The 26960-nt window shown below is 60.2% G+C and carries 17 protein-coding genes, 4 tRNA genes and 1 riboswitch; of the genes, 5 read left to right on the forward strand and 16 right to left on the reverse strand.

What is annotated here, in order from left to right; genetic code table 11:
• Window positions 1-13 precede the first annotated feature (13 nt).
• From nusG to NQ491_RS06105, 7 genes are all read right to left on the reverse strand, one after another.
• Complete coding sequence (gene nusG, locus NQ491_RS06075; protein WP_019246016.1) at window positions 14-571, reverse strand: transcription termination/antitermination protein NusG; 558 nt, start codon at window positions 569-571, stop codon at window positions 14-16.
• A gap of 25 nt (window positions 572-596) precedes the next feature.
• Window positions 597-788, reverse strand: a complete 192-nt coding sequence (secE, locus tag NQ491_RS06080) for a preprotein translocase subunit SecE (RefSeq protein WP_019246017.1) — start codon at window positions 786-788, stop codon at window positions 597-599.
• A 13-nt stretch (window positions 789-801) separates the two neighbouring features.
• Window positions 802-875, reverse strand: a tRNA-Trp gene (locus NQ491_RS06085).
• Between the two features lie 46 nt (window positions 876-921).
• A complete protein-coding gene (tuf, locus tag NQ491_RS06090) occupies window positions 922-2109 on the reverse strand; it encodes an elongation factor Tu (RefSeq protein ID WP_026089672.1) in 1188 nt (395 codons plus the stop codon).
• A gap of 109 nt (window positions 2110-2218) precedes the next feature.
• A tRNA-Gly gene (locus NQ491_RS06095) sits at window positions 2219-2291 on the reverse strand.
• A gap of 68 nt (window positions 2292-2359) precedes the next feature.
• A tRNA-Tyr gene (locus NQ491_RS06100) sits at window positions 2360-2442 on the reverse strand.
• 80 nt (window positions 2443-2522) lie between these two features.
• Window positions 2523-2596, reverse strand: a tRNA-Thr gene (locus NQ491_RS06105).
• Between the two features lie 438 nt (window positions 2597-3034).
• On the opposite strand from NQ491_RS06105, the gene NQ491_RS06110 reads away from it, so the two are divergent.
• From NQ491_RS06110 to NQ491_RS06120, 3 genes are all read left to right on the forward strand, one after another.
• Entirely contained in the window at window positions 3035-3445 is a 411-nt protein-coding gene (locus NQ491_RS06110; RefSeq protein WP_019246019.1) for a secondary thiamine-phosphate synthase enzyme YjbQ, read from the forward strand.
• Between the two features lie 665 nt (window positions 3446-4110).
• Window positions 4111-4299: riboswitch (cobalamin riboswitch) on the forward strand.
• A gap of 172 nt (window positions 4300-4471) precedes the next feature.
• Window positions 4472-6619 carry an anaerobic ribonucleoside-triphosphate reductase gene (gene nrdD, locus NQ491_RS06115; RefSeq protein WP_019246021.1) on the forward strand — a complete coding sequence of 716 codons (2148 nt, stop codon included), beginning with the start codon at window positions 4472-4474 and terminating at the stop codon, window positions 6617-6619.
• The gene (locus NQ491_RS06120) at window positions 6613-7164 is read left to right on the forward strand and encodes a radical SAM family protein (RefSeq protein WP_019246022.1); all 552 of its coding nucleotides are present in this window, start codon (window positions 6613-6615) and stop codon (window positions 7162-7164) included. The genes nrdD and NQ491_RS06120 overlap by 7 nt, the downstream gene beginning before the upstream one ends.
• 241 nt (window positions 7165-7405) lie before the next feature.
• Here the strand turns inward: NQ491_RS06120 and rnr are convergent, their stop codons facing one another.
• The 9 genes from rnr to NQ491_RS06165 all read right to left on the reverse strand — a co-directional run bounded on the left by rnr (window position 7406) and on the right by NQ491_RS06165 (window position 21874).
• The gene (gene rnr / locus NQ491_RS06125; protein ID WP_019246023.1) at window positions 7406-9601 is read right to left on the reverse strand and encodes a ribonuclease R; all 2196 of its coding nucleotides are present in this window, start codon (window positions 9599-9601) and stop codon (window positions 7406-7408) included.
• Window positions 9602-9820: 219 nt separating this feature from the next.
• A complete protein-coding gene (locus NQ491_RS06130) occupies window positions 9821-12154 on the reverse strand; it encodes a glycosyl hydrolase (RefSeq protein ID WP_026089673.1) in 2334 nt (777 codons plus the stop codon).
• A gap of 553 nt (window positions 12155-12707) precedes the next feature.
• Window positions 12708-13001 carry a ribosome hibernation-promoting factor, HPF/YfiA family gene (hpf, locus tag NQ491_RS06135; protein WP_019246027.1) on the reverse strand — a complete coding sequence of 98 codons (294 nt, stop codon included), beginning with the start codon at window positions 12999-13001 and terminating at the stop codon, window positions 12708-12710.
• 12 nt (window positions 13002-13013) lie between these two features.
• A complete protein-coding gene (locus NQ491_RS06140) occupies window positions 13014-14003 on the reverse strand; it encodes a tyrosine-type recombinase/integrase (RefSeq protein WP_019246028.1) in 990 nt (329 codons plus the stop codon).
• Between the two features lie 110 nt (window positions 14004-14113).
• Entirely contained in the window at window positions 14114-14305 is a 192-nt protein-coding gene (rpsU, locus tag NQ491_RS06145) for a 30S ribosomal protein S21 (protein ID WP_019246029.1), read from the reverse strand.
• Between the two features lie 67 nt (window positions 14306-14372).
• Entirely contained in the window at window positions 14373-15683 is a 1311-nt protein-coding gene (locus NQ491_RS06150; RefSeq protein ID WP_051012990.1) for a ComEA family DNA-binding protein, read from the reverse strand.
• Window positions 15684-16200: 517 nt separating this feature from the next.
• A complete protein-coding gene (locus NQ491_RS06155) occupies window positions 16201-18042 on the reverse strand; it encodes a menaquinone biosynthesis decarboxylase (RefSeq protein ID WP_019246031.1) in 1842 nt (613 codons plus the stop codon).
• Between the two features lie 310 nt (window positions 18043-18352).
• A complete protein-coding gene (locus tag NQ491_RS06160) occupies window positions 18353-19993 on the reverse strand; it encodes a beta-N-acetylhexosaminidase (RefSeq protein ID WP_019246032.1) in 1641 nt (546 codons plus the stop codon).
• A gap of 237 nt (window positions 19994-20230) precedes the next feature.
• Window positions 20231-21874, reverse strand: a complete 1644-nt coding sequence (locus NQ491_RS06165) for a beta-N-acetylhexosaminidase (protein ID WP_019246033.1) — start codon at window positions 21872-21874, stop codon at window positions 20231-20233.
• Window positions 21875-22543: 669 nt separating this feature from the next.
• Here NQ491_RS06165 and NQ491_RS06170 point away from each other — a divergent pair.
• On the forward strand, window positions 22544-24427 hold the full coding sequence (locus NQ491_RS06170) for a methylmalonyl-CoA mutase family protein (RefSeq protein WP_019246036.1): 1884 nt from the start codon (window positions 22544-22546) through the stop codon (window positions 24425-24427).
• Between the two features lie 13 nt (window positions 24428-24440).
• Window positions 24441-26579, forward strand: coding sequence for a methylmalonyl-CoA mutase (gene scpA / locus NQ491_RS06175; RefSeq protein WP_019246037.1), 2139 nt, complete (start codon window positions 24441-24443; stop codon window positions 26577-26579).
• Window positions 26580-26960 lie beyond the last annotated feature (381 nt).

Raw genomic sequence — 26960 nt, forward strand, 5'->3', positions numbered from 1 at the left:
TTTCCTTGGTTAATTATTCTTTTTCCACTTGCATAAAGCTCAACTCCATAGGAGTCTTGCGTCCGAATATCTTCACGGAAACCGTCAGTTTCTTCCGGTCGTTGTCCACCGCCTCGATCGTACCCGAAAAGCTCGAGAACGGGCCATCGGTCACTTTGACGGTTTCGCCGACGAAGAAAGGAACCTCGTTTTCCTCCTCCCCTACGCTCAGTTCGTCGACACGGCCTAAGATACGGCTCACTTCTTGGGGGCGCAGAGGGGTCGCCTCCATCGTGGATGCCTTCGTGTCTCCGAGGAAGCCCAGAACGTTGGGAGTATTGCGAAGCATAAACGGGATCTCGCCTACGAGAGCCGCTTCGACCAGTACATAGCCCGGATAAGAGACTTTCTCCCGACTGATCTTTTTACCGTTCTTGATCTGGTAAACCTTCTCGGTCGGAATCAGGACCTGAGAAATAAAGTCTTCGAGATGATTGTTGTGGACTTCCGTCTCGATGTATTCCTTTACCTTCTTCTCCTTGCCTCCAATGGCACGGATCACGTACCACTGCTTCTGCTCTTTTTCGCTCATCTTTACTTCTCCTTTCGACAAAGGGTTAATAAAGAATACTATATATGGCCTTCATCAGGTTCTCGAACGCCTGGTCCATCACGAGCACGACCACGGCGAATAACAGGGAAGCTGTCATAACAATTACCGCCGAGTTCGACAATTGGCTCCATGACGGCCAGGACACTTTCTGAACCAGCTCGGCATAGGCGTTCTTAACGTAGTTTATAAATCTCATTGCAGTAGATTTTTGGCACGAGTGGAGAGATTCGAACTCCCATCAACGGTTTTGGAGACCGCTATTCTACCCTTGAACTACACTCGTAAGATGAGGGCGGTCGGAACCGCCCTCGGAAAGAACCGTATCGATATTATTCGATGATCTTCGTGATCTGGCCTGCGCCGACCGTACGGCCGCCCTCGCGGATAGCGAAGCGCAGACCGACGTTCAAGGCCACCGGATAGATCAGCGTCACGGTGATCGACACGTTGTCGCCCGGCATCACCATCTCAACGCCTTCCGGAAGCTCTACCTCGCCCGTCACGTCGAGCGTACGGAGATAGAACTGCGGACGGTACTTGTGGTGGAACGGAGTGTGACGGCCGCCTTCCTCTTTCTTCAGGATATAGACCTCGGCCTCGAACTTCGTGTGCGGAGTGATCGAGCCCGGCTTGGCAACGACCATACCGCGCTTTACCTCCTTCTTGTCGATACCGCGCATCAGCAGGCCCACGTTGTCGCCGGCCTCGCCCTCGTCGAGCAGCTTACGGAACATCTCCACGCCGGTGCAGGTCGAAGTCAGCGACTTCTCGGCCAGACCGATGATCTCCACCGGATCGCCCACCTTGATGACTCCGGTTTCGATACGGCCCGTCAGCACGGTACCGCGGCCGGTGATCGAGAACACGTCCTCGACAGGCATCAGGAAAGGCTTTTCGTTATCGCGCTGGGGCAGCGGAATGTAGCTGTCCACGGCATCCATCAGCTCCATGACCTTGTCTTCCCACTTGGCTTCGCCGTTAAGAGCGCCCAGAGCGGAACCGCGGATGATCGGAGCGTTGTCGCCGTCGAAATCGTACTTGCTCAGCAGGTCGCGCACCTCGAGCTCGACGAGGTCGAGCATCTCGGGATCGTCCACCATATCGCACTTGTTCAGGAAAACGACGATTCTCGGAACGTTCACCTGACGCGCCAGCAGCACGTGCTCGTTGGTCTGAGGCATCGGACCGTCGGTGGCGGCTACGACCAGAATCGCACCGTCCATCTGAGCGGCGCCCGTCACCATGTTCTTCACATAGTCGGCGTGGCCCGGGCAGTCCACATGAGCGTAGTGACGGTTAGCCGTCTGGTACTCCACGTGAGAGGTGTTGATGGTGATACCGCGTTCCTTCTCCTCGGGAGCGTTGTCGATCGAGTCGAAAGAGCGGAGTTCAGAAAGACCCTTCTTTGCAAGAACCGTGGTAATTGCAGCGGTAAGAGTAGTTTTACCGTGGTCTACGTGTCCGATCGTACCGATGTTCACATGCGGTTTGGACCTGTCAAATTTTTCTTTTGCCATATCTGTAATCTATTTTAGGAATAATTGTCCCTCAATATCCTTAAGTCGTCGTCCGCACCCGTCGACAGCCGGTCCGTTCCCTGAACCGGGCAACCGTCGTTGCAGCATGAGCGGAAGACGAGGTTCGAACCCGCGACCCTTAGCTTGGAAGGCTAATGCTCTACCGACTGAGCTACTTCCGCAATTTTCGTTTCTCCGCAGGGCTCCGCTTCCGTCCTTTCGGGAGGAGGCGACGGCCCGGCGGACCGTGTGGGCGGAGATGGATTCGAACCACCGAAGTCGAAAGACAGCAGATTTACAGTCTGCCCCATTTGGCCACTCTGGTATCCGCCCGATACTCGAATTTCAAGAACTTGTTTCCGCCGACTCTTTCCGCTCCCCTCTCGCGGCCCGGAAAGACGTCGTCGCCACCGAGCCGATGGAGGGATTCGAACCCCCGACCAGCTGATTACAAATCAGCTGCTCTGGCCAACTGAGCTACATCGGCAGTTCACAGCATTTTAGGGTTGGCAAAAGTACGAATAATTTCTTAATGCACAAACGGAATGCACTAAAAATTTAACCGTCTCGGCTAAATTCCCTTCGCCTCACCGGATAATCGCGCAATTACTGAGCGCAAATCGGCTTCAAATATACAACGGATTTTTGGAATAACGAAATTTTTCATACAAAACACGCGCTGCGGAATCAAAATTGTAACATTTTATCCACATTTCCCGCACGGATTGCGACGCAATCGCGACCGAAAGCCCCGGAGTCCCGCCGCATTCCCGGAATAAAGCGTTAATTTTGCAGAAAGGTTTCCGTCGGGAGAAACATTTGCATAACGCTCCGACAGAAATTTCCCTCCCGCGCAGGAAGACAGCCGGCAAAAACGGCACTCCTCCGCCCTCGGGAAAATACGATCATAAACCTTTCTTGCCCTATGGTATCGCAAACCGAGTTCTCGTTGCGCCCCCGTCCGCGCGGTTGCCATCTGGTAACCGACGAAATTCTCGCGCAACTGCCTCCGCTGCCCCGCGCGGGGTTGCTCCACCTGTTCCTGCAGCACACTTCCGCCGCCCTGACGATCAACGAAAACGCCGACCCGGACGTGCGCTCCGACATGGCCTCCGTGTTCGACCGCCTGATCCGCGAACGCGAGCCCTATTACGCTCACACGCTCGAAGGCGACGACGACATGCCGGCGCACGCCAAATCGACGCTCGCCGGCGTATCGCTGACGATCCCGATTACGGCCGGCCGGCCGAATCTCGGTCTGTGGCAGGGCATCTACCTGTGCGAGTTCCGCAATCACGGCGGCGCACGCAGGATCGTCGCCACGGTCGTTGGCTGACAGAACGCATAAGCACTTGTCCTGTTACAATCCGAATAAATATCGGATCGACGTTTTCAGGTAAATTTGTTTTTTTTCCAATTCACAATACATTGCGTTTCTCGAAAAGCTTCCCGGTCAAAGGTTATGGCACGAGTGAATCCGCCGGTCTTCCGTCGAGCCGGTGCGGAAGCACGATGTGTCGGACACCTCTGGCACTCTCGAAAGCCATGATCTCAGGACCCGTAAAAATCCTTCGGCAAACAGATTTTCCTTAGCGGTCAGCCCGCTGTCGAATATCCCTTTATCAATTTACAAAGGCGAGAGAAGCAAGTTATTTTATTTTCATCGGCAAATTTTATCCGGTAGCAGGAAACCGGCCGGCGATCTGAAATCTCTCGCCCGGACATGCCGAAAGGGCGGTTCGTTCGAGGCAGGGACCGCCTCCGAGCCAGCGGACTTCCGAAGCTCTCCCGGCTCCGGCAAGGCACGGGAACGCCGTGTTCGCCCGCCGAAACAGCGAGCCCGGCCGCAGCCCGGACATTTTTGCAGGTCCCGGTCCGCCGACCGGCACAAAACCGTACGCAATCATCCGTTTATCGAAAAATTGAAAGACGAATCCCGTAATTGTTGATAAAAAGTCGATACTTTGCACGGACCTGACCGGAGCCGGGCCGGATTTGTGCCTACCTTTACATTGTTTCGGCGGCGCGACGCTTCGCGCCCGAAAGAGGGAACGCCGTGAAATTCGGCGACAGTACCCGCTGCTGTGATTCCCGCCGAACCGAGGGCAACAGGCCACTGCAAATCCGTTTGCGGGAAGGCGCCCAAGGGAAGGGATCAGTCAGAAGACCTGCCGGACACGAGAAACGAATTTCCGCCTTCGGGAGTTAAGGCAAGGAGACACCGACGCGGACCGGTGCGGTCTGCTCGCGCGCAGACGCGCCTCCCCCTCCTCCCCAGTTTTTCCGCAAGGCAGATTTCCGTTTTTCGGTCGCGGGCTTGGCCCCCGGCAAACGACATGCAACGAACAAAAACGATACTGCAATGAACGGAACCAGTTTCAACATCGTCAAACGGGACGGCAAGCACGAACCTTTTTCGATGGACAAAATCACGGCGGCCATCGAAAAGGCATTCCGCTCCGTGGGCCAGACACCGACCGCGGAAACGCTCGGCAAGCTGACCTCCTGCCTTTACATCCACGAGGGGACGAGCGTGGAGGAAATCCAGAATCAGGTCGAGCTGACGCTGATGAGCCACGGCTACTACGGCGTCGCCAAGTCCTTCATCATCTACCGGCAGCAGCATTTCGAGGACCGCGAGGTACGCGACAAGCTCGCCTTTCTGGTCGACTACTGCAACGCCGAGAATCCGGCTACGGGCAGCAAGTACGACGCGAACGCGAACGTCGAGAACAAGAACATCGCCACGCTGATCGGCGAGCTCCCCAAGCGCAACTTCATCCGGCTGAACCGCCGGCTGCTGTGCGACCGGATCAAAGAGATGTACGGCCGCGAGATGGCCGACAGTTACATCGAGCTGCTCGACCGGCATTTCATCTACAAGAACGACGAGACGAGCATGGCCAACTACTGCGCCAGCATCACGATGTACCCTTGGCTCGTCGGCGGGACGATCTCGATCGGCGGCAACTCGACCAAGCCGACGAACCTGAAATCGTTCTGCGGAGGATTCGTCAACATGGTCTTCATCGTCAGCAGCATGCTCAGCGGCGCTTGCGCGACGCCCGAGTTCCTGATGTACCTGAACTACTTCATCGGGCAGGAGTACGGCCCGGACTATTACCGCGATCCGGATCGCGTCGTCGACCTGTCGCTCAAGCGCCGTACGCTCGACAAGGTCATCACCGATTGCTTCGAGCAAGTCGTCTACTCGATCAACCAGCCGACCGGCGCGCGGAATTTCCAAGCCGTTTTCTGGAACATCGCCTACTACGACCGCTACTATTTCGAGAGCCTGTTCGGCAACTTTTTCTTCCCCGACGGATCGCGGCCCGACTGGGATTCGCTCGACTGGCTGCAGCGCCGCTTCATGCGCTGGTTCAACGACGAGCGGACCAAGACGGTGCTCACCTTTCCCGTCGAGACGATGGCCCTGCTGTCCGAGAACGGCGACGTAAAGGACAAGGAATACGGCGAGCTGACGGCCGAGATGTATGCGGCGGGCCACTCGTTCTTCACCTACATGAGCGACAATGCCGACTCGCTGAGCAGCTGTTGCCGGCTGCGCAACGAGATTCAGGACAACGGTTTCAGCTACACGCTCGGGGCGGGCGGCGTATCGACCGGGTCGAAAAGCGTGCTGACGGTCAATCTGAATCGCTGCATCCAATACGCCGTACGCAACGGACGGCCTTACACCGAGTTTCTGGAAGACGTCGTCGACCGCATGCACAAATTCCAGCTCGCCTATAACGAGAACCTGAAGCATCTGCAGTCGAAAGGCATGCTGCCGCTGTTCGACGCGGGATACATCACCATGGGCCGCCAGTATCTGACCATCGGCGTCAACGGACTTGTCGAGGCGGCCGAGTTCCTCGGCATCGAGATCAGCGACAACCCGCAGTACGCCGCCTTCGTGCAGGACGTGCTCGGAATCGTCGAGAAGTACAACAAACAGTACCGGACGGCCGACGTGCTGTTCAACTGCGAGATGATCCCCGCCGAGAACGTGGGCGTCAAGCATGCCAAATGGGACCGCGAGGACGGCTACGTCGTCCCGCGCGACTGTTACAACAGCTACTTCTATGCGGTCGAGGACCCGTCCCTGAACGTGCTCGACAAGTTCCGGCTGCACGGACGGCGCTACGTCGAGCACCTGACCGGCGGCTCGGCCCTGCACATGAATCTCGACGAGCATCTGTCGAAAGCGCAGTACCGCCAGCTGCTGCGCGTCGCTGCCCGCGAGGGGACGAACTATTTCACGTTCAATATTCCGAACACCGTCTGCAACGACTGCGGCCACATCGACAAGCGCTACCTGAAAGAATGCCCCGTCTGCCACAGCCGCAACACGGACTATCTGACGCGCGTGATCGGCTACCTGAAGCGCGTGAGCAACTTCTCGAAGCCGCGTCAGAAAGAGGCCGCCGCACGCCATTACAACCATGCTGCCGCAGAGACGGAAACCGCTCCGGCCGCCGTAACCGAAACCACCCCGACATCATGCTGAAATACGCCGGATACGATATCGTTTTTCAGGAAATTCCCGACGAGGTGACACTCGCGCTGAACCTGTCGGGCTGCCCGAACGGATGCCCCGGGTGCCACAGTCCCCATCTGCAACGGGACGAGGGAGAGGCGCTGACCCCGGGCGCGCTGGAGCGACTGCTGGAGCGGTACGGCCGCGAGATCACCTGCGTCTGCTTCATGGGCGGCGACGCGGCGCCCGGCGAAGTCGCCGCGTTGGCGCGGCACATCGCGCGCACGACCGGGGGCACGATCCGCACAGGCTGGTACTCGGGCCGGCCGGCGCTGCCGCCGGAGTTCGACCCGCTCGCGTTCGACTATGTCAAGCTCGGTCCCTACCGGGAGAAGCTTGGCGGCCTGAACTGCCGGACGACGAACCAACGGCTGTACCGGATCGTCCGGACCGGCAGCCATTCCGACGGGTACGGCTCCCCGGACGACCGTTCTCCGAACGGCGGAACGGCCGCCCGCCCCGCCGAATCCCTCTTCCGAATGACGGACATCACCTCCCGCTTCTGGCGTCGCTGAGCGCCGGAACGAACGGCTCCGGAACGAGAGGGTGTGTCAAAACTCATTTTAGCCAAAATGGGTTTTCGATTTGAAATCTGAACATCTCTAAAAAGGAAAAGAAGAGTCGTATCAAGCTCTGTTCCGAGCAATGATACGACTCTTCCCTATTTCGTAGCTACAATCTGCAACTTTGGAGAGAGCGGTCATTTCAGTTCTGACACGCCCTCTTTTCATTCGTCGGACGGTCTCCGCCCGGGCGCTACTCGACCGGCGTCGCCTCCTTCGTATCGAAGTCGTACGAGGCGACCAGATCGAAATCGAGCTGTTTGCGCTGCAAGTCGGCCCTTACGACGCGGATGCGCACCTCGTCGCCGAGCGTGAACGTGCGCCCGTGCTCGCGCCCTTTGACCGAGTAGTTCTCTTCGTCGAACAGATAGAAATCGTCGGTCATGTCGCGGAGCGCCACCATGCCCTCGATCTTGGTATCCTCCAGCTCGACATAGATGCCCCACTCGGTGATGCCCGAGATATGGCCGTCGAACTCCTCGTTGAGCTTGTCGAGCATGAACTCGACCATCTTGTACTTGATCGACGCGCGCTCGGCATCCGCCGCGCGGACCTCCATCGCCGAACAGTGCTCGCACAGCCGCTCGTAGTACTCCTTATCCTCCGACTTGCCGCCTGCCAGATAGTGGGCCAGCAGCCGGTGCACCATCATGTCGGGATAACGGCGGATCGGCGACGTGAAATGGGTGTAGTAGTCGAACGCCAACCCGTAATGGCCGATGTTGTCGGTCGTATAGGTCGCCTTGGCCATCGAACGGATCGCCAGCGTCGATATGATGTTTTCCTCCTTCTTGCCGTGAATTTTCTTCATCAGCCGGTTGATCTCTTTCGCCACGGCCTTGTTCCCTTCAGCTTTCATCTGGTAGCCGAAACGGAGCACGAAACTGCGGAACTGGGCCATTTTGTCGGAATTGGGCTTGTCGTGCACTCGGTAGACGAACGTCCGCTCGGCGTTTTGCGCGCCCTTGCGCTTACGGCCGACGAATTCGGCCACCCTGCGGTTGGCCAGCAGCATGAACTCCTCGATCAGCTGGTTCGACTCCTTCATCTCCTTGAAATAGACCCGCAGCGGCTTGCCGTTCTCGTCCAGATCGAACTTGGCCTCCTCGCGTTCGAAGCTGATCGATCCGTTGCGGAAACGCTCCTTGCGCAGCGTCTGGGCCAGCCCGTTCAGTTTCAGTATCTCGTCGGCGAAATCTCCCCGACCGGTTTCGATCACCTCCTGAGCCTCCTGATACGTGAAGCGGCGATCGGAATAGATCACCGTGCGGCCGAACCACTCTCCGAGCACCTGCGCCTGCTCGTCGAGCTCGAACACGGCCGAGAAGCACAGCTTCTCTTCGTGAGGCCGCAGCGAGCAGAGCCCGTTCGACAGCCGCTCCGGCAGCATCGGAATCGTCCGGTCGACCAGATAGACCGACGTGGCCCGGTTCTGCCCCTCGGTATCGATCAGGTCGCCCGGATGCACGTAATGCGTTACGTCGGCGATATGTACGCCGACCTCGTAGTTCCCGTTTTCCAGCCGGCGGATCGAGAGCGCGTCGTCGAAATCCTTCGCATCGGCCGGATCGATCGTGAACGTCGCCACGCCGCGCATGTCGCGTCGCGCGGCGATCTCCTCGTCGGTGATCGTTTCGGGAATTTTCTCAGCTTCTTTCTCGACCTCCTCGGGATAGCCGTACGGCAGATCGAATTCGGCGAGAATCGCATGCATCTCGGCATTGTTGTCGCCCGGCTCGCCGAACACGTCGACGATCTCTCCTTCGGGGCTGCGCATCGTATCGGGCCAACCCGTGATCTTTACGAGCACCTTTTCGCCGCCTTTCGCGCCATGCAAGGCGCGCGCCGGCACGAAAATATCCGTCGCCATCTTGCGGCTGTCGACGCGAACGAACGCGAAGGCGTCGCCCTCGGACATCTCGACGACGCCGACGTAGTTCTTCTTCGACCGCTCGACGATCTCGACGACCTCGCCTTCGGGATTGCCGGTACGGCCCTTGCGGGTGATGGCCACGCGCACCCGGTCGCCGTGCAACGCATGGCTCGTTCGCGAGGCATTCACGTAAATATCCTTGTCCATACCCTCCACGATCACGTACAGCGCGCCCGAGGAAGTCATGTCGACCGTTCCCTCGACCGTCTCCCGCTCGGAGTGACTCAGTCGGTATTTTCCTTCCGAAACCTGCTCGATCACGCCCTCCGCCGCCAGATCGCGAACGATTCCGCGCACCCGTTCCTTCTCGTCCCGGGTCGTCGCGCCGACCGCCGCCATCAGGCTCTTTACCGAATAACGCTTATCCGGCAGCGAGCGGAACAGCTCCGCAATCAGAGCCGGGGCGTCTTTCCGCCGCTTGTCCCCCCTCGGGGACTTTTTTTCTTTCTTAACCATAAATCTCTCTCTTAATCGCAGCAAAGTTACGCAAATAGTTCGGATTACGTCCCGCAGGGCGTTAAGTAATCGGAAATTCGGAACGGTCCGCCCGCAATTCCGGAACACGCCCGACCGTACCGACGGCCGTCTGCCGGGTCGTCGGCATCCGGTCCGGCGCAGGGCGATTCTCCGTGCCGACGCCTGCACGGGAATCCCGGCAGGGGCGGATCCCGCTCCTTATTCGCGGCGCTCGCCCACGACGAAAACGCCCGACACGGGAGGCAGATCGAGCTCGAAATGCGTATAGGTTCCGCCGCTGCGGCGCTCCCTGCGCGAGGCGAGCCCGGTCGTCTCGCCCGTGAACGGGTCCCACCGCTGCAGCTTCAGCCTGCCGCGCAGCGAAACCAGCGTCGAGATCGAATCGTTCGACGAGTTCGTAAAGAAGTAAATATCCCGCCCGTCTTTCTGCTTGTGGATATAGCAGAAAGAGGCTCCGTTTCCGCCGGTCGGATCGGAGGCGGAGGCTTCCTGCTCCGAAGCGACCATTTTCGTCAGATAGCCGAACGAGGTCCCCGAGCCGGCATGCCGCGCCGTATCGGCAATCACGACATCCGGATCGGCCTCCAAAGCGGCAAAGGCCCGCTCCAGCGACCGGGCGTCGGGCTCAGGCACGAAGACGGCCGCTCCCCCGGCCCCGTTGCGGCGAATCGTTCCCGCCCGCCGCTCGGACGGAGAACCGAAAAGAGCCTCTACCTCGCTGCGAAGCGCGTCGTCCATGCCGAACTCGGCCGAACGCTCGGGCAGACAGCTCGTGGCGATCACCCGGCCGCCACGCTCGTAGAATTCGCGGACCCGGCCGAGCGCCTCGGCGGAGAAAACCTTCCCGCCGGGCAGGATCAGCACGTCGTACCGCTGGCGATTCACCCGGTTGTCGAGCAGCATCGTCCGGCCCTCAGGCCGCACGCGACCGTCGGTCAGCATTTCGGGATGCACCAGCGTATAGTCCCGGTGCAACACGGTGGTCAGCAAGGCGCCTACCCTCTGGTAGTCCAGCTCCGGAGGCGCGCTCTCGCCCCATTCGTCCCCGCCGCCGAAACGGAATCCGGCCTGAGCCGCCGCAATCGGGTAAAGTACCGCGACATCGGCCACGCGCCGCCCGCCCTGCAGCATCGCGCACGAACGCGCGGCGAAATCGCTGTACCGCTTCAGCGCCGGAGCCAGCGTCGGATTGTAGGGCGAAATCAGAGGCGGTATCCGCACATGCTCCGGCGCGGGGTCGTACCACATTCCGTGCGGCACCAGATAGTTGACGCCGCGCGCGAACAGATCGAGCGTCACGCGGTAGAGCATCAGCGAGTCCATCGCGGCGTCGAAAGCTCCGCACAGCTCCGCCCCGACCAGCGGCCGGTCGTACAGGTCGGCCGCCGAACCGACCTGCTTGAAGCCGTCGCGGCCGTGCCCGTAATAGAATATATAGTCCGTCAGCGGAATCTGCGTATGCCGGTAGAATTTCAGGATATCGCCGTGCATATCGGTCGGATTCGTGCAATAGTTGCCCGGCGGATGCCCGATGCTGCTCAGGCCGTGCGAGGCGCACCACTGCGCGACCTGACGGGGATAGCCCTCGGCCATCAGCTCCGCCCTCAGATCGTAGAACGCCACGCGGGCGGCGGCCGTTTCCGGCCCGATGTCGTAGAACAGCGCCGGATAGTAGAGCGCGGCCGGGCGGCCGTACCGACTCTCGAACAGCCCGGTAATCGCGGGCGTCCACGTCCTCTCCATCGACACGTAGCCCACATCGTCGAAAAACACTTTATCGACCACGCCGCCGAAATAGCGTCCGAAACGCTTCGCATACTGGTCGTAAGTCATCGAAATGCAGCACCCGACGGCCTCCGGCTCCATGTAATCGACCAGCGGATGGACCGCATACCGGCAATTGAAGAACATGATTTTCCACACTCCGTCCGGGACGTCCCACGCCAGCGTATCCCGGCGGACGGCGGCACCCAGATCGACGATCCGGCGCGAGGCGGTCTCCATGGCCGAAACGGCCATGCAACGCAACGTATCGGAGACGGCCAACGGATACTCGAAACGGGCCGGACCGCATACTTCGAACTCCTGCATTTCGAGCAGTTTGCGCGTATACCGGGGATATTCCCGCAACAGCCGGCCGCCGGCCGTACCGCTCGGGAAATCGATGTCGTCGTACACGATCAGCTTCTGTCCGAGTCTCTCCGAGGTCCGGAGCATCTCCTCGTACCGGTCGAAATACTCCCGGCTCAAATAAGCCGGCTCCATGCCCGGGCAGGGCTTGCCGGTCGGATGCTGCGCTCCGGGCGAAACGGGCAGCACGGTCACGCCGCCGAAGCCGGCCAGATTTTTCGCGTCTTCGATTTGCCGGACGATCTCGTCGGAGCTCAACCGTCCGTTCAGATGCCAGAAAGGCACCGGACGGTATTCGGCGCCGGGATCGGCGAAAGTCGCCCGCAGCGAGTCGGCGGGCTTGGCCCCGGTCAGCAGCAGCGCCGCCGGGACAAGAATCAATGCATGTCGGAAAGTCGTCATATTCGGTTCGGGTCCATTCGGTCATCGGTTCGCGCGAAAAGATTCGTAACATTCCCGGCATCCGAACGGAGCGGACCGCCTCGCGACAATCGAAACCTTTCGTCCCGCCCGGAAACCGGGAACGTTTTTTCGCGCTGCCATAAAAATAGCGAAAATATCGTAGGAGACCAACCTGTCCGTCGCCATTTCACTTCGGAAACCGGACGTACATTCTCCATCCCGTTTTCCTGCCCTCCCGAAGGCACGGAAAGGGTCCGCCGTCCGGCGCGGCGTTTAAAGCCCGAAAAGATTTCGGGGTCCCGACTACGGATAGCGGCGCAAATCGGGTCGAACGGCAGAAAAAGAGCTCCGGACTTCGCATGACGCCCCGCGCGATCGGCTTGCTATCGTCCGCCGAAAAGTCAAATACAGCAAAATGTCATTCGACGATGTAGGCTACGTGTCGATGGAGAGAACGTGGACGCCCGCGATTACCGGATACCGCCCGAAAGGAATCCGCACGAAAAATGCCGTTCCCCGGCGAGGAGAACGGCACTCCATTTCCGTACACCGCCTACCGGCGCTTTTCCTTATACTTGTCGATCTGCTTCTTGATCGCGTCCAGACACAGGTCGATCGCCTCCTCGAACGTCTTGCAGCGGCGCTCGGCCAGCAACTCGTCTCCCGCTACGTCGATCTTGACGATAGCCACCTTGTTGCCCTGCTCGTCGTCCTTGTCGATACGCAGCGTAACCTGAGCCCCGATCGCACGCTCGACGAAACGGTCCATCTTGTCCATCTTGGCCTGAATGAAATCGACCAGCCGCTTGTCGGCGTCGAACTTTACGGATTGAATCTTCACGTTCATAGCTTGTCCTCCTTATCTCTTTTTGGCCCTCGGGTGGGCCTGTTTGTACGCCTGTTTGAGCGCCTCGATGCTGTTGTGCGTATAGATCTGCGTCGCCTCGAGACTCGCATGGCCCAACAGTTCCTGAATCACGCGGATGTCGGTCCCCCGGTTCAGCAGATGCGTCGCGAACGTATGTCTCAGCACGTGCGGACTGCTCTTGCCCTGCACTCCGGCCTCGCGCAGCACGCCGTGCACGACGCGGTAGGCCTCGGTGCGGCTCATAGGCTTGCCGTCACGAGTTAAAAATAGGCAATTATTCCCGGATTCGCAAACATTCTCCGCACGAATCAGCTCTAAATGCCGCCGCACGAGCGCCGCCACCGGCCCGACCACCGGAACGATCCGTTCCTTATCTCCCTTTCCCTTGATTTTCAAAATATCGAAATCGTCGGAAAAATCATCGATCCGCAAAGAGAGCAATTCCGCAAGACGTATGCCAGTAGCGTAGAGCAGCAAGATCACGAGCGCGTCGCGCTGCGCCAGAAAGTCGTCCGACGGATCCAGCAGCTCGTCGACCAGACTATTCATCCGGCTTTCCTCGACGAAGGAAGGTAGCCTGCTCGGCGTTTTCAGCGCCGTAATGCGGGCGAACAAGTCTCTGTCGACGATCTTGCGCTTGCGAAGAAAGCGATAGAACGACTTGACGGACGAGATCTTCCGATTCACGCTGCGGGCCGACAGCTTTTTCTCTCCGGTCAGATACATGATCCAAGCCCTCAGATCGTCGCCCCTCACCCGAGCCGGATCGAACCCTTCGGGTAACGGACAGACGAGCCGGGGTCCGGCCAGAGGGGTTTCCGCCGCGCCCTCGCTGCCGGAATCCTCGGCAGAACAGGTCTCCGGATCGCCTGCGCGCAGGCAGAAAAGCGCGAACTGCCGGATGTCGTCGCCATAGGCGCGGACCGTCAGCGGCGAGTAGCGCTTCTCGGCGAGCAGATATGTCAGATAGTCTTCGAACACAGGGCTGAAACAATGTCGAAAGATAGGAATTTCAAATCGAAAAGCCGTCCGGAAATTGCTTCCGGACGGCTTCCTATGCTCGGAGCCCCCTTTCCGGGGCCGGCCGAAGGCTACTCGTCGTCGCGATCCATGTGTTCCACGTAGATCGCGTGCAGCTTGTTCTCGCGCGCCACGACGGACGGCTTGGTGAAATACTGGCGACGGCGGAGTTCCTTCAGAACGCCGGTTCTTTCGTATTTTCTTTTGAACTTCTTCAGAGCGCGCTCGATGTTCTCGCCCTCTTTGATCGGCATGATAATCATTTTGCTTTTCGGTTTAAACTGGTAATTGAAATTCGTTCGATCGTATGTATGCGCGTACCGCGCGTAGTCATTTCGTTCTGAAACAGAGATACGGCAGCAGCCTCTCGGCCTGCTCCGCGGTCAGAATATGTTGCTCTGTCAAATCCTCTATACTACGCCAACCTCCTTTCAATTGCCGGTATTTCAGTATCCGGTCCAACAACTTGTTCCCGATGTAGGGATGACCTTTCATCCGATTCGGGAGCGCAAAGTTAATATCAATTTTTTTAATTTTACTACTGTCGACGAAAATTTGTTGCTCAATCAGCCGATAATTCCTGTCGGTCATACCCTCGATCTCTTGCAACTGCTCGACGCAAGCATAGCCTCCGAGCCGTTCCCGATAACGCACGATCCGACCGGCCGTCAGCGGCCCGATCCCGCGCAACGCGACCAGCACGGCCGAATCCGCCGAATTCAGTTCGAGCGGGGCCGCCGTCTCCGGACGAAGAGACGATCCGGCCACCCCGGCATTGCGGGAGCGGACATCCGCCCCGATCCGGATATAGGGTTCCAGTCGCCGGTACATCTCGTCGGAAACGGTATAGCAGCGCGAGAAGTCCTCGGCCCGGCGAAAAACGGCGCCCGCTTCCCGGTAATGCAGTATGCCCGCCGCCTGACGCGGCGTGAAGCCCAAACGGATCAGTTCGTCCTCGCGGACCGTATTGGGATCGAACGCGAATAGGGAGTCGGAAGCAAGGGAGTCCTTTCCCGGTCGTTCCGAAACATCCGCCGCCGAGCCCGCTTCCGGCGAAAGCTCCGCCGAGTCGGACCGCACGGCGAACGGAACGGAAACCCCACGGGCAGGCAGACCCTTTCCTCGTTTTTCGGGCCGGGAGCGGAACTCCGTCCGCTTATCTCGGTACGGCGCGCCGATTTCGATATAGGGTTCCAGCCGCCGGTACATCTCGTCGGAAACGGTATAGCAGCGCGAGAAGTCCTCGGCCCGGCGAAAAACGGCGCCCGCCTCCCGGTAATGCAGTATGCCCGCCGCCTGACGGGACGTGAAGCCCAGACGGATCAACTCGTCCTCGCGGACCGTATTGGGATCGAACGCGAACAGGGAATCGGAGGCGGAAGACGCACGCGATCTCCCTCCGGCGGCATCCGCTTTCCGGAACTCCTCGCACCGCACCCGACGGGCCGAATCGGCCGCAGCGTCGGCCCACAGGGCGAAGCTACGCTCGAATCTCGGCTTGCCCAGCCACAAAAACAGCAGCGACAGGGCGACGAGCAACGGTACGAACAGCAGAATCCGCCGCCCCTCCCGGTCGGAAAAGGCCGCGAGCGACCGTAACAAATCCCGTACACGCTCTTTCATCCGCTCCGCGTCATTCATTACAAAAGAAATTTATATCAGAATTCCTTTAAATTAATGCAACATCCTGCTAATCGGGCTATTACATTCTTTAAAATAAGACGAAGTAACGAAAAGGCAACGGTTCTCTTTCCCGTGTTTTGCATCCGGATTCACAGTCCCGAACAACTGAGATTAAGGTAATAAAATAATCTGACAGCGACAAATCCCAGAATTTTTTATTCGGCCTTTTCTGTCAATATAACTTTAGGAATCCGAACATTATGTCCGAATTTAATATAAAGGTTTCGTTTCTCGAGATTCGGTATGGCAAAGTATGAAACTCTATTCTCTCTTATTTGAGATTTAAGTTCCTCTGAATATTTTTAAATGATTGGATAAACACATTCCATTCCGTCTTCCGACCCTCGCCGGTATTCGCCCGGTCCCGCGCCCGACGCTCCGGAAGCCCGGAACGAACCGCTCCGCGACACTCGGAAAATCTTCCGCCGCGTTCCGACCCCGCCGAGCGTTTACGGACCGCCCTTTGCCGGAACGCTCAGAATTCAGCGCCAGGGCGTTCCTGCAATTTCAGGTATCGCAGCGAGGGCGACTCGACGAATTCTCCCAGGTCATACTCGGCCCACCGGTCGTCGACCCGGGCGATCGTCTCGGGAGAGGATGCCACCACATTCGGCCAGCGACGGGCGAATCCCCCGACCCCGCCGGCCTTGGTCCTCGCGTCGAAAAAAGCCATACCGCCGCTCAGCCGCACGTCGCGCGACGGATCGCAGGCCGCCGCGGCCAGCCACAGCCGGTCGGAAAACGGAAACTCCTCGGCGGCGGCGTCCATAACGACGACCCAGCTCACCCCCTGCACTTCGTTCCGCAGGACGAACCTTTCGGCATCGACTTCGGCCGAACGGCCGGCGAAAAGCACCAGAGCTCCCCAAATTTCGGCCAGCGAGCAATCGACCGACGTCACGCCGCAGCAAAACTCCCAGCGGTCGGGCAGCCGAATCTCGGCAGGGACATCCTCCGGCGAGACTCCGGTCAGGTCGACGGCCATCTTTCCGCCCAGTCCGGCCTGCGGCGAGGCATGGTCGAGTACGTCGAGGGGACCGCGCGACAGCAGCGCCTGCTCCGGCAGGCGGACGCGCCGCAGAAGCGAAGCCAGTACGCCGGCTTGCCGGACGTCGTCCGGCGTCGAAACCACGAGCAAAAACTTGTTGAACATCATCTGTCCCGCCCCCCACAGCGACGAAGCCGTCTTCAATCCCTGTCCCGGATAGGCCGTCCGGATATTCGCGACGGCTATGTTATGGGCCACGCCTTGCCAGGGCATCCACAGATCGTCCGCCTCGGGCAACATCGCCCGGCGGATCGGCGCCAGAAAAATCCGCTCGGTCGCCTTCGCTATGTAGGCGTCCTCCTGAGGGGGAACCCCCACGATCGTAGCAGGATAGACGGCATCGCGGCGGCGGGTAATCGCCGTAACGTGGAAAACAGGATAAAGGTCTTCGAGCGAGTAAAAGCCCGTATGGTCGCCGAACGGACCCTCGACCGCCTTCTCCTCGGACGGATCGACGTATCCCTCGATCACGAAGTCGCAGTCGGCCGGAACCCTCAGATCGCAGGTCAGACATCGCACCAGCTCGACCGGACGGCCGCGCAGAAACCCGGCCAGCAGATACTCGTCCAGATCGTCCGGCATCGGAGCCGTCGCGGCGTAAGCGTAGGCGGGATCGCCGCCCAGACAGACCGCCACGGGCATCCGACGGCCGAGCCGACGGTAAGCCCGGTAATGTCTCTCGCCGGTTTTGTGCACATGCCAGTGCATTCCGGTCGAACGCTCCGAGAAGACCTGCATCCGGTACATGCCCACGTTGCGGACGCCGCTTTCCGGATCGACCGTGTGGACCAGCGGGAAAGTGACGAAGCGTCCGCCGTCGAACGGCCAGCACTTCAGAACCGGAAGCTCCGAGAGCCGGACCTCGTCGCCCGTGCGGACCACCTGCTGGCACGCCCCGCGTCCCCGGCGATTCCGGGGCAGCCAGCGCGACATCCGCTCCAGCAGCGGCAGCATGCGGAGCTTGTCGGACAACGACGTTTTCGGAGCGGTCAGCTCCGAAAACAGGCTCTCGATCCGCCGGGTCAGGTCGTCGAGACTTTCCACGCCCAGCGCCAGGGCGATCCGGCGGTCGGAGCCCATCATGTTCGTCAGGACGGGGAAAGACGTGCCCGTCCGCTCGAACAGCAGCGCCCGACCGCCTCCCGGACGTTTCGACTCGCGGTCGGTCAACTCGGCGATCTCCAGCACCGGATCGACCTCGGCGGCGACTCTCACCAGCTCGCCGGCGCGCTCCAGCGCGGCGACATATTCCCAAAGATTCCTATACACGACTCGATATGTTCATTTCTCACGCATTGCCATACAGGACCGGAATACTCCTCCGCACACATCCCTATTTCCCGCTCGTGCCCGCCCGAGCGACGGGACGGCCAAACGGCGCCCGCTATCCGAAAGCCGGCCCGCCCGAGTTACGCTCCGCCGGAATGCGCATCCCGGCAAACCATTCCCGACAGCCTCACGCACGACAGGCGACGACCGGACGACCGGCCTCAGAACGCAATGCTCGGGCATCTTTTCCGGATCGGCTCCGTTCCGTCCGGCACCGGCGTTCCGGCAAAACCGACACGCAGCGACGTTCCTACGATCCCAGCGATGCCCTCAGGCTATCGGCTTCCGGCCGGAAATCCCGATACTCGTATCCCTGCGCGTCGTACAGCCGCGACAGCGACTCCAAACGCCTCAGGAAATCGGGATAGTTCCCTTCGCCTCCCGTCCAAGCCCGTTCGGCGAAAGCCGCCAGTCGGGGCAGCAACATATACTCGGCATGGTCGAGCGTCGCAACGAATTCGGTCCACAGGTTGCACTGCACGCCCAGAATCCGGCGCGACTGCTCTGCGTTCAAGCCCTCGAACGGGTCCAGATCGTAAGCCGTCCGCAACGGCAGAAAGCCGCCGAAAGCCAGCGGCTCGGTCTCGCGACTGCCCTGATAATAATCGAAATAGGAATTCATATAGGGCGTCATAATCACATCGTTGCCGTTTTCGAGCGCCGAGCGAAGCCCCTGCTCGCGCTTGCGCGACAGCACGATGGCCGTCTCCGACAGTCCGCCCTGACGAATCTCGTCCCAGCCGACCATCCGCCGATTCCTCGAGGCCAGAAAGCGCTCGATCCGGCGCACGAAATAACTCTGCAACTCCTCCTCGCTGCCCAAGCCCTCGTCCCGCATGCGTCTCTGGCAGCGGGGACACTCTTTCCAACGGGCCTTCGGACACTCGTCGCCGCCTATGTGAACAAGCCCGTAAGGGAACAGATCGGTCACCTCCGTCAGCACATCCTCCAGAAAGACGAAGGTCGAGTCCTTGCCCGCGCAGTACACGTCCTCCTTTACGCCCCACAGCGAGGGGACCTCGTAGCCTTCGCCGAGACAGCCGAGCCAAGGATAGGACGCCAGCGCGGCCATCGCATGTCCGGGCATTTCGATTTCGGGCACGATCTCGATAAACCGGTCGGCCGCGTAACGAACGATTTCGCGCACCTGTTGCCGGGTGTAATACCCTCCGTAAGGCTGCGGGTCCTTCTCGGGACGCCCGTCCTCGGCCGGCCGCAGGTCGGAGCGGTCGCGCCAGGCACCCCGGCGGGTCAGTTCCGGATACTTCCGGATTTCGATCCGCCACCCCTGATCCTCGGTCAGATGCCATTGCAGGCGATTCAGCTTGTGCATCGCCATCAGGTCGATAACCGACTTGACCTCCTCGGGACCGAAAAAGTGCCGTCCCACGTCGAGCAACAACGCCCGGTAACCGATGCGGGGCTCATCGCGGATTTCGACCACGGGCAGATCGATCGCCCGGGCCTTTTCTCCCCTCAGGGCGGACTCCGGCAACATCTGTCGGAGCGTCTGAAAACCGTAGAATACGCCCGCCGGCGAGCCCCCCGTCAGATCGATCCGGTCGGAGCGCACGCTCAGCACATAAGCCTCGGCCGGCAGATCGCCCAATGCGACGCAGATCGCTCCCGATTCCTGTCCGCCGCCCCGGACGACCGCAAGCGGCCTGCCCAGCGACTTTCCGGCCAGCCCGCCGAAAAGCTCGGCCGTACGGACCAGCGCGGAGTCCCCGTCCGAAAGACGGATCTCGGTCCGTCGGGTCAGCGAAAAGACGCCTTCGCCGACACGGACATCCGAAGGCTCGGGAACGATATCGACCGACCCGACCCTCTCGAGATGCCGGCCGCAGCCCACCAGCGCGGCGGCAGCCCATATCCAAATCCATTTTTTCATAATCGAGCAACGTTCGGCCGACGGTCGGTCGGCCCGGCGGCGTACCGGCCATTTTCCGACGCCTTTCCGGTATTGCCTGCGAAGTTCCGCGCGTATCGGTCCGACGCCGGCACAAATCCTGAAAACCTGTGCGAGCCTGAACCCGAGAACATCCCGCCCCCGGGCCGAACGAACCGGAAAGCCCTGCGGACGGTCCGCAAGGCTTTCCGGAACACAAAGGCCAGCTTCCCGTGTACGTTATCGACCGGCAGGAGCCGTCGCCGCGCTGTCGGCGGCGAACATGTGCTTGCCGTAGTCGTACCCGTTAATATCGTATTGCTTGCGCAGCGAGGCCATACGCCGGTAAAAATCGGGATAGTCCTTCCGGTCGTACGACCAGCCTACTTCGGCAATCGCGGCCAAGCGAGGCAGCAACATGTACTCGGCATGATCGAGCTCGGCAATGAATTCGGTCCACAGATTGCCCTGAACGCCGAGGATATACTCCCGCTCATGCGCGTTGAGACCCTCGTACGGATCGAGCGCATAAACCATTTCGATGGGCAGGAATCCGCCGATTCCCCGGGGCTCGTTCTCGATGTCGCGCGTCGGATAGTAGTCCAGATAGCAGTGCGTGTTGGGAGCCATGATCACATGGTTGCCGCTCTTGGCCGCTTCGATGCCGCCGGCCGCGCCGCGCCACGACATGACGGTAGCCGTCTTGGACAGCCCTCCTTCCATGATCTCGTCCCAACCGACGATCTTCCGACCTTTGCCGTTCAGGAATTTCTCCATACGCTGCACGAAATAGCTCTGCAGTTCGAACTCGTCTTTGAGCTTTTCGTCCCGAATCCGTTTCTGGCATTTCGGGCAGGCTTTCCAGCGGACCTTCGGACACTCGTCCCCGCCGATATGGATGTACTCGGAGGGGAACAGATCGACCACTTCGGTCAGCACGCCCTCAAGAAAAGCGAACGTCGAATCGTTGCCCGCGCAATACACGTCTTCCTTGACGCCCCAGACAGACGAGACCTTATAATCCTCGCCCCGGCATCCGAGATAAGGATAGGAAGCCAGTGCAGCGGTCGAATGACCCGGCATTTCGATTTCGGGAATCACCGTAATGAAGCGATCGGTCGCATAGCGCACGATCTCTTTCACTTCGTCCTGCGTATAAAATCCTCCGTAAGGCACCGAATCGAGCGGCGCGGCCGGGTCCAGATCGCAACGGTCGCGGAACGCGCCCACGCGTGTCAGCTCCGGATATTTCTTGATCTCGATCCGCCAGCCGTGGTCTTCGGTCAGATGCCAGTGAAAGCGATTGATCTTGTGCATGGCCAGAATGTCGATGAACTCCTTGACGTCGTCCACCGAGAAAAAGTGCCGGCCCACGTCGAGCATACCTCCGCGGTAAGCGAAATAAGGCTGGTCGGCGATTTCGACGACGGGCAGCTCGACAACGCCGGCTTTCTCGCCCCGGAGCACGGGCTCGGGCAACAGCTGGCGTATCGTCTGGAACGCATAATAGACGCCGGCGGGACTGCCCCCGACGATCCGCACGCCCTCGGGACGGATGCTGATCTCATAGGCTTCGGGCGCCAGATCGCCCAGCTCGACGCGGATCGCGTCGGAATCGGCGCAAGCTCCCGTTTCGACTTTCAGCGCGCGGCCGAGCGAAGGTTGCAGCAATCCGTTGAAGAAATCGGCGCTGCGCAACAGCATCGTGTCGTCGGACAACAGGCATATCTTCGTCGACCGGGTCAGATCGAACGCCCCGTCGGAGGCTTCGACCGTCACGGGACGGGGCACGATATCGACCGATTCGACCCGCGCAACACGCGGCCCGCAGGAACAAAGCGACAGGAAACCGGCACAGAAGACCGGCCAGAACAAGGCTTTCATAGATTGATGTTTTGGTTTCATAATCGGTAGTGAACAGTACAAAAGTAATTTTTTTTGTCAAAATTCCGAATACCTCGCCTTCATTCGGCCGGCAACACAAGGCAGACCCTCCGGCCGGCCGGATGCTCCGACTGCTGCAACGGACCGTCCGACACGGCGCGTACCGGCCGTCCGGTCTCCGACGATCGAATCCGGCACCCGCGCCTTTGCGCCCGGAGTCCGCCCGCGATCCGAACCGCCATAAACGCCGGACCGCTTCCACCGTACGGTCCGGTCATGCCGTCCGGCCCGGACAGGCAAACCGGTTCGCATCGCCCCGGGCATCCGCGATTTTCCGGACCGCCATGGCCCCGAACATAGAAAAGCAACCGTAACGAGCGCTACGATTTCAACCGGCCGGGCTCCCGCCACAGCCCGCGCTGGCCGCGTCCGAGCACGGTCCGGATCAAAAGGGCGACGAACCGGACGATGGCGGGGCTGCCGGATTCCTGTATCCCGCGGGAAGAAAGCCCCGCCGCCCGAACGCCTTCCTCCCGCAGACTCACATGCCGGAACATTCGTTTATATCTCCGTCCGATTTGTCTCGAGTCGATAAAATTTTATAACTTTGTAAGCATTTGTACTTTTCGGTACACAGGGAAAACCAAAAACTATCTAATCAAAAACACTATGGCAAATAAAGAGCAAAAGCTTTTCGCCGAATTTCCCCCGGTCACGACCGAGCGGTGGGAGGAGGCGATCAAAGCGGACCTCAAGGGAGCCGACTACGAGAAAAAGCTGGTATGGAAAACGGCGGAAGGGTTCAACGTCCGCCCGTACTACCGCGCCGAGAATCTCGAGGGGCTCCGGTTCCTCGGCTCGCAGTGCGGCGAGTTCCCTTACGTCCGGGGAACCAAGAAAAACAACGACTGGCTGATCCTGCAAACGATCGAAGTCGAGTGCCCGCGCGAGGCCAACGCCCGCATTCACGCGCTGCTGACCAAGGGAGTCGAATCCATCGGGCTCGTGATCGGCAACAAGGAATTCTCGGCGGACGATCTGGACACGCTGCTCGGCGGCGTCTCGCTGCGTAACACCGAGCTGACTTTCAGCGGCTGCGCGACGAAAAAGGTCGCCAGACTTTTCATAGAGAAACTCGACCGCGAAAACGCAGGGCCCGACGACGCGCGGGCGAACTTCGTTCTCGATCCGATCGTCAAGAAGCTGACCCTCAAAGGCACGATGGCATGCAAAAGCGGGCAGTGCAAAGGTTTCGAGAACCTCGCCTCGCTGATCGGAGCGGGAGCCAAATACAAAAAGCTGCGGACGGTCTCCGTCTCCGGCGAGACATTCCACAACAGCGGCTCGACGATCGTGCAGGAGCTGGCCTTCACGCTGGCGGCCGGACACGAATACCTCGTGCGGCTCACGGAGCTCGGCGTGCCGGTCGAAAAGGCGGCCCGCTCGATCCGCTTCTCGATGGCCGTCAGCTCGAACTACTTCATGGAGATCGCCAAGTTCCGCGCCGCGCGGATGTTGTGGGCCAATATCGTAGCGCAGTACGAGCCCTCATGCGAGTGCGCCGCCAAAATGTTCGCGCATGCCGTGACCTCGCGGTGGAACATGACCGTCTACGACCCCTACGTCAACATGTTGCGCGGCACGACCGAAGCGATGAGCGCGGCGATTGCCGGCGTTCACTCGATCGAGGTGCTGCCGTTCGACGCGGCCTACGAGAAGCCGACCGACTTCTCGGCCCGCATCGCGCGTAACGTGCAGTTGCTGCTCAAGGAAGAGTCGCATTTCAATCAGGTATGCGACGCGGCCGGCGGATCGTACTACATCGAGAACCTGACCGCCTCGATTGCCGAGCAGGCGTGGAGCCTGTTCAAGCAAGTCGAAGAAAAAGGAGGCTACATCGCCGCGTTCGAGGCCGGATTCATTCAGGATCAGGTCGAAGCCTCGGCCGCCAAGAAGGACCTGAACATCGCCAAGCGGCGCGAGACGCTGCTCGGAACGAATCAGTTCCCGAACTTCAGCGAGGTGGCCGGCGACGAAATCACCGAAGAGGTCGTTACGGGCAAGAGCTCGTGCCGTTGCGGCTGCTCGTCTCAGGCGCCCGAGGGCGTCCGCACGCTGAAGCCCTATCGCGGCGCGATGGCTTTCGAGCAGATGCGTCTGAAGGTCGACCGGAGCGGAAAGAGCCCGAAGGCTTTCATGGTGACAGTCGGAGCGCTCGCGTTCGCCCGGGCCCGGGCCCAGTTCTCGTGCAACTTCTTCGCCTGCGCCGGCATCCGCGTGCAGGACAACACTTATTTCCACAGCGTCGAGGAAGGGATACGCGCCGCCGTCGAGGCGAAAGCCGACATCGTCGTGATCTGCGCGTCGGACGACGACTACGCGACGCTCGCCCCCGAAGCCTACAAGCTGCTCGACGGCCGGGCCATCTTCGTCGTGGCCGGAGCGCCCGCCTGCAAGGAGGAGCTCGAGGCGCAGGGCATCAAGAATTTCATCAGCATCCGCGACAACGTGCTCGAAACCCTTCACTACTACCTGAAGGAGCTGGGCATCTAAACAGGGATTAATCATGAGAGCCAAATTTTCAGACCTGACATATACGAACAGCGCCGCCGGAAAGTCCTGCGACGCGAAGGAGGGCGCCGAAGCGCAGCCTTGGATGACCCCCGAGCACATCGCCGTGAAGGGGACCTACACCGCCTCGGACCTCGAGGGCATGGAACACCTGAACTACGCCGCCGGCATCGCTCCGTTCCTGCGCGGCCCGTACAGCACGATGTACGTGATGCGCCCGTGGACGATCCGTCAGTACGCCGGTTTCTCGACCGCCGAGGAGTCGAACGCGTTTTACCGCCGCAACCTCGCTTCGGGACAGAAGGGACTGTCCGTAGCGTTCGACCTGGCCACGCACCGCGGCTACGACGCCGACCATCCGCGCGTCGTGGGCGACGTGGGCAAAGCGGGCGTGTCGATCTGCTCGGTCGAGGATATGAAAGTGCTGTTCGACGGCATTCCGCTCGACAAGATGTCCGTCTCGATGACGATGAACGGCGCCGTGCTGCCCGTACTGGCGTTCTACATCGTGGCGGGGCTGGAGCAGGGTTGCACGCTCGAGCAGCTGAGCGGCACGATCCAGAACGACATCCTCAAGGAGTTCATGGTCCGCAACACCTATATCTACCCGCCCGAATTCTCGATGAAGATCATCGCCGACATCTTCGAATACACGTCGAAGAACATGCCGAAATTCAACTCGATCTCCATTTCGGGCTACCATATGCAGGAAGCCGGCGCGACGGCCGACATCGAGTTGGCGTACACGCTGGCCGACGGACTGGAGTATCTGCGTACGGGAGTGAACGCAGGCATGAGCGTCGACACGTTCGCGCCCCGGCTGTCGTTCTTCTGGGCTATCGGCATGAACCACTTCATGGAAATCGCCAAGATGCGGGCCGCCCGCCTGCTCTGGGCCAAGATCGTGAAGCAGTTCGACCCGAAAAATCCCAAGTCGCTCGCCCTGCGCACGCATTCGCAGACGTCGGGCTGGTCGCTCACCGAGCAAGACCCGTTCAACAACGTGGCCCGTACGGCCATCGAGGCGATGGGCGCCGCGCTCGGCCACACGCAGAGCCTGCACACGAACGCGCTCGACGAGGCGATCGCCCTGCCGACCGACTTCTCGGCCCGCATCGCCCGCAACACCCAGATCTACATTCAGGAGGAGACCTACGTCACGCGCAGCGTCGACCCGTGGGCCGGCTCCTACTACGTGGAGTCGCTGACCAACGAGATCGTGCACAAGGCATGGGAACTGATCCAAGAGGTCGAAAAGCTCGGCGGCATGGCCAAAGCGATCGAGACCGGCATTCCGAAGATGCGCATCGAGGAAGCGGCCGCCCGCAAACAGGCCCGTATCGACTCGGGCAACGACACGATCGTCGGCATCAACCGCTACCGTCTGGAGAAGGAAGACCCGATCGACATCCTCGCCGTCGACAACACGGCCGTGCGGGAAGCTCAGATCAAACGCCTGAAGGAGCTGCGGGCGAACCGCGACGAGGCGAAAGTCCGCTCTGCGCTGGCGGCCATTACCGAGTGCGTCAAAACGAAAAAAGGAAACCTGCTGGAGCTGGCCGTCGAGGCTGCGAAGGCCCGCGCGTCGCTGGGCGAGATTTCCGACGCCTGCGAGGCGGTCGTCGGGCGCTACAAGGCCGTGATCCGCTCCATCTCCGGCGTATACTCAGCAGAAGTGAAAAACGACAAGAACTTCGAACAAGCCAAGGCTATGGCCGAGCAGTTCGCCAAGAAGGAAGGCCGCCAGCCGCGCATCATGATCGCCAAGCTGGGTCAGGACGGCCATGACCGGGGGGCCAAAGTAGTCGCCACCGGCTATGCCGACATCGGCTTCGACGTCGATATGGGACCGCTGTTCCAAACCCCGGCCGAGGCGGCCAAGCAGGCCGTCGAGAACGACGTGCACGTCGTCGGCGTCTCGTCGCTCGCGGCCGGACACAAGACGCTCGTGCCGCAGATCGTCGCCGAACTCAAGAAGCTCGGTCGCGAGGACATCGTCGTGATCGTCGGAGGAGTGATTCCTCATCAGGACTACGACGACCTGTACAAGGCCGGCGCCGCCGCGATCTTCGGCCCCGGAACTCCGATTGCGACCGCCGCGATCAAGATACTCGAAATCCTGCTCGCCGAATAACGACCGGCAAATAAGCGAAAAAGCCGCTCCGCGCTGTGCGCGGAGCGGCTTTTTCTATCCGACAGCCTGTCACGGTCTATGGCCGCGACCGATGGTCGTTCTCGTACGAAAAACCACTCATATGTTCTCCTGTACCCTCCCTCGGGTTCTCCATGTTTCCGACACCCCGGCATCCCTCCGCCGGAGAGGATTCAGGATAAGGACCCGATCGGACGCACGGCCTGCGGGCGGTTGCTGACCGCGACCGGCCGATGAAAAAATTCCGGTTGCGAACGTATGGTACATAAGGAGTATAATGGCCTCAAAAAAGCGGCATAACTTCCGCGAATAAACAGCCGTCCGCAAAAACGCCGCACGACACGGCGGGAAACGACGGCAACC

Source organism: Alistipes ihumii AP11 (assembly GCF_025144665.1).
Taxonomy (GTDB): domain Bacteria; phylum Bacteroidota; class Bacteroidia; order Bacteroidales; family Rikenellaceae; genus Alistipes_A; species Alistipes_A ihumii.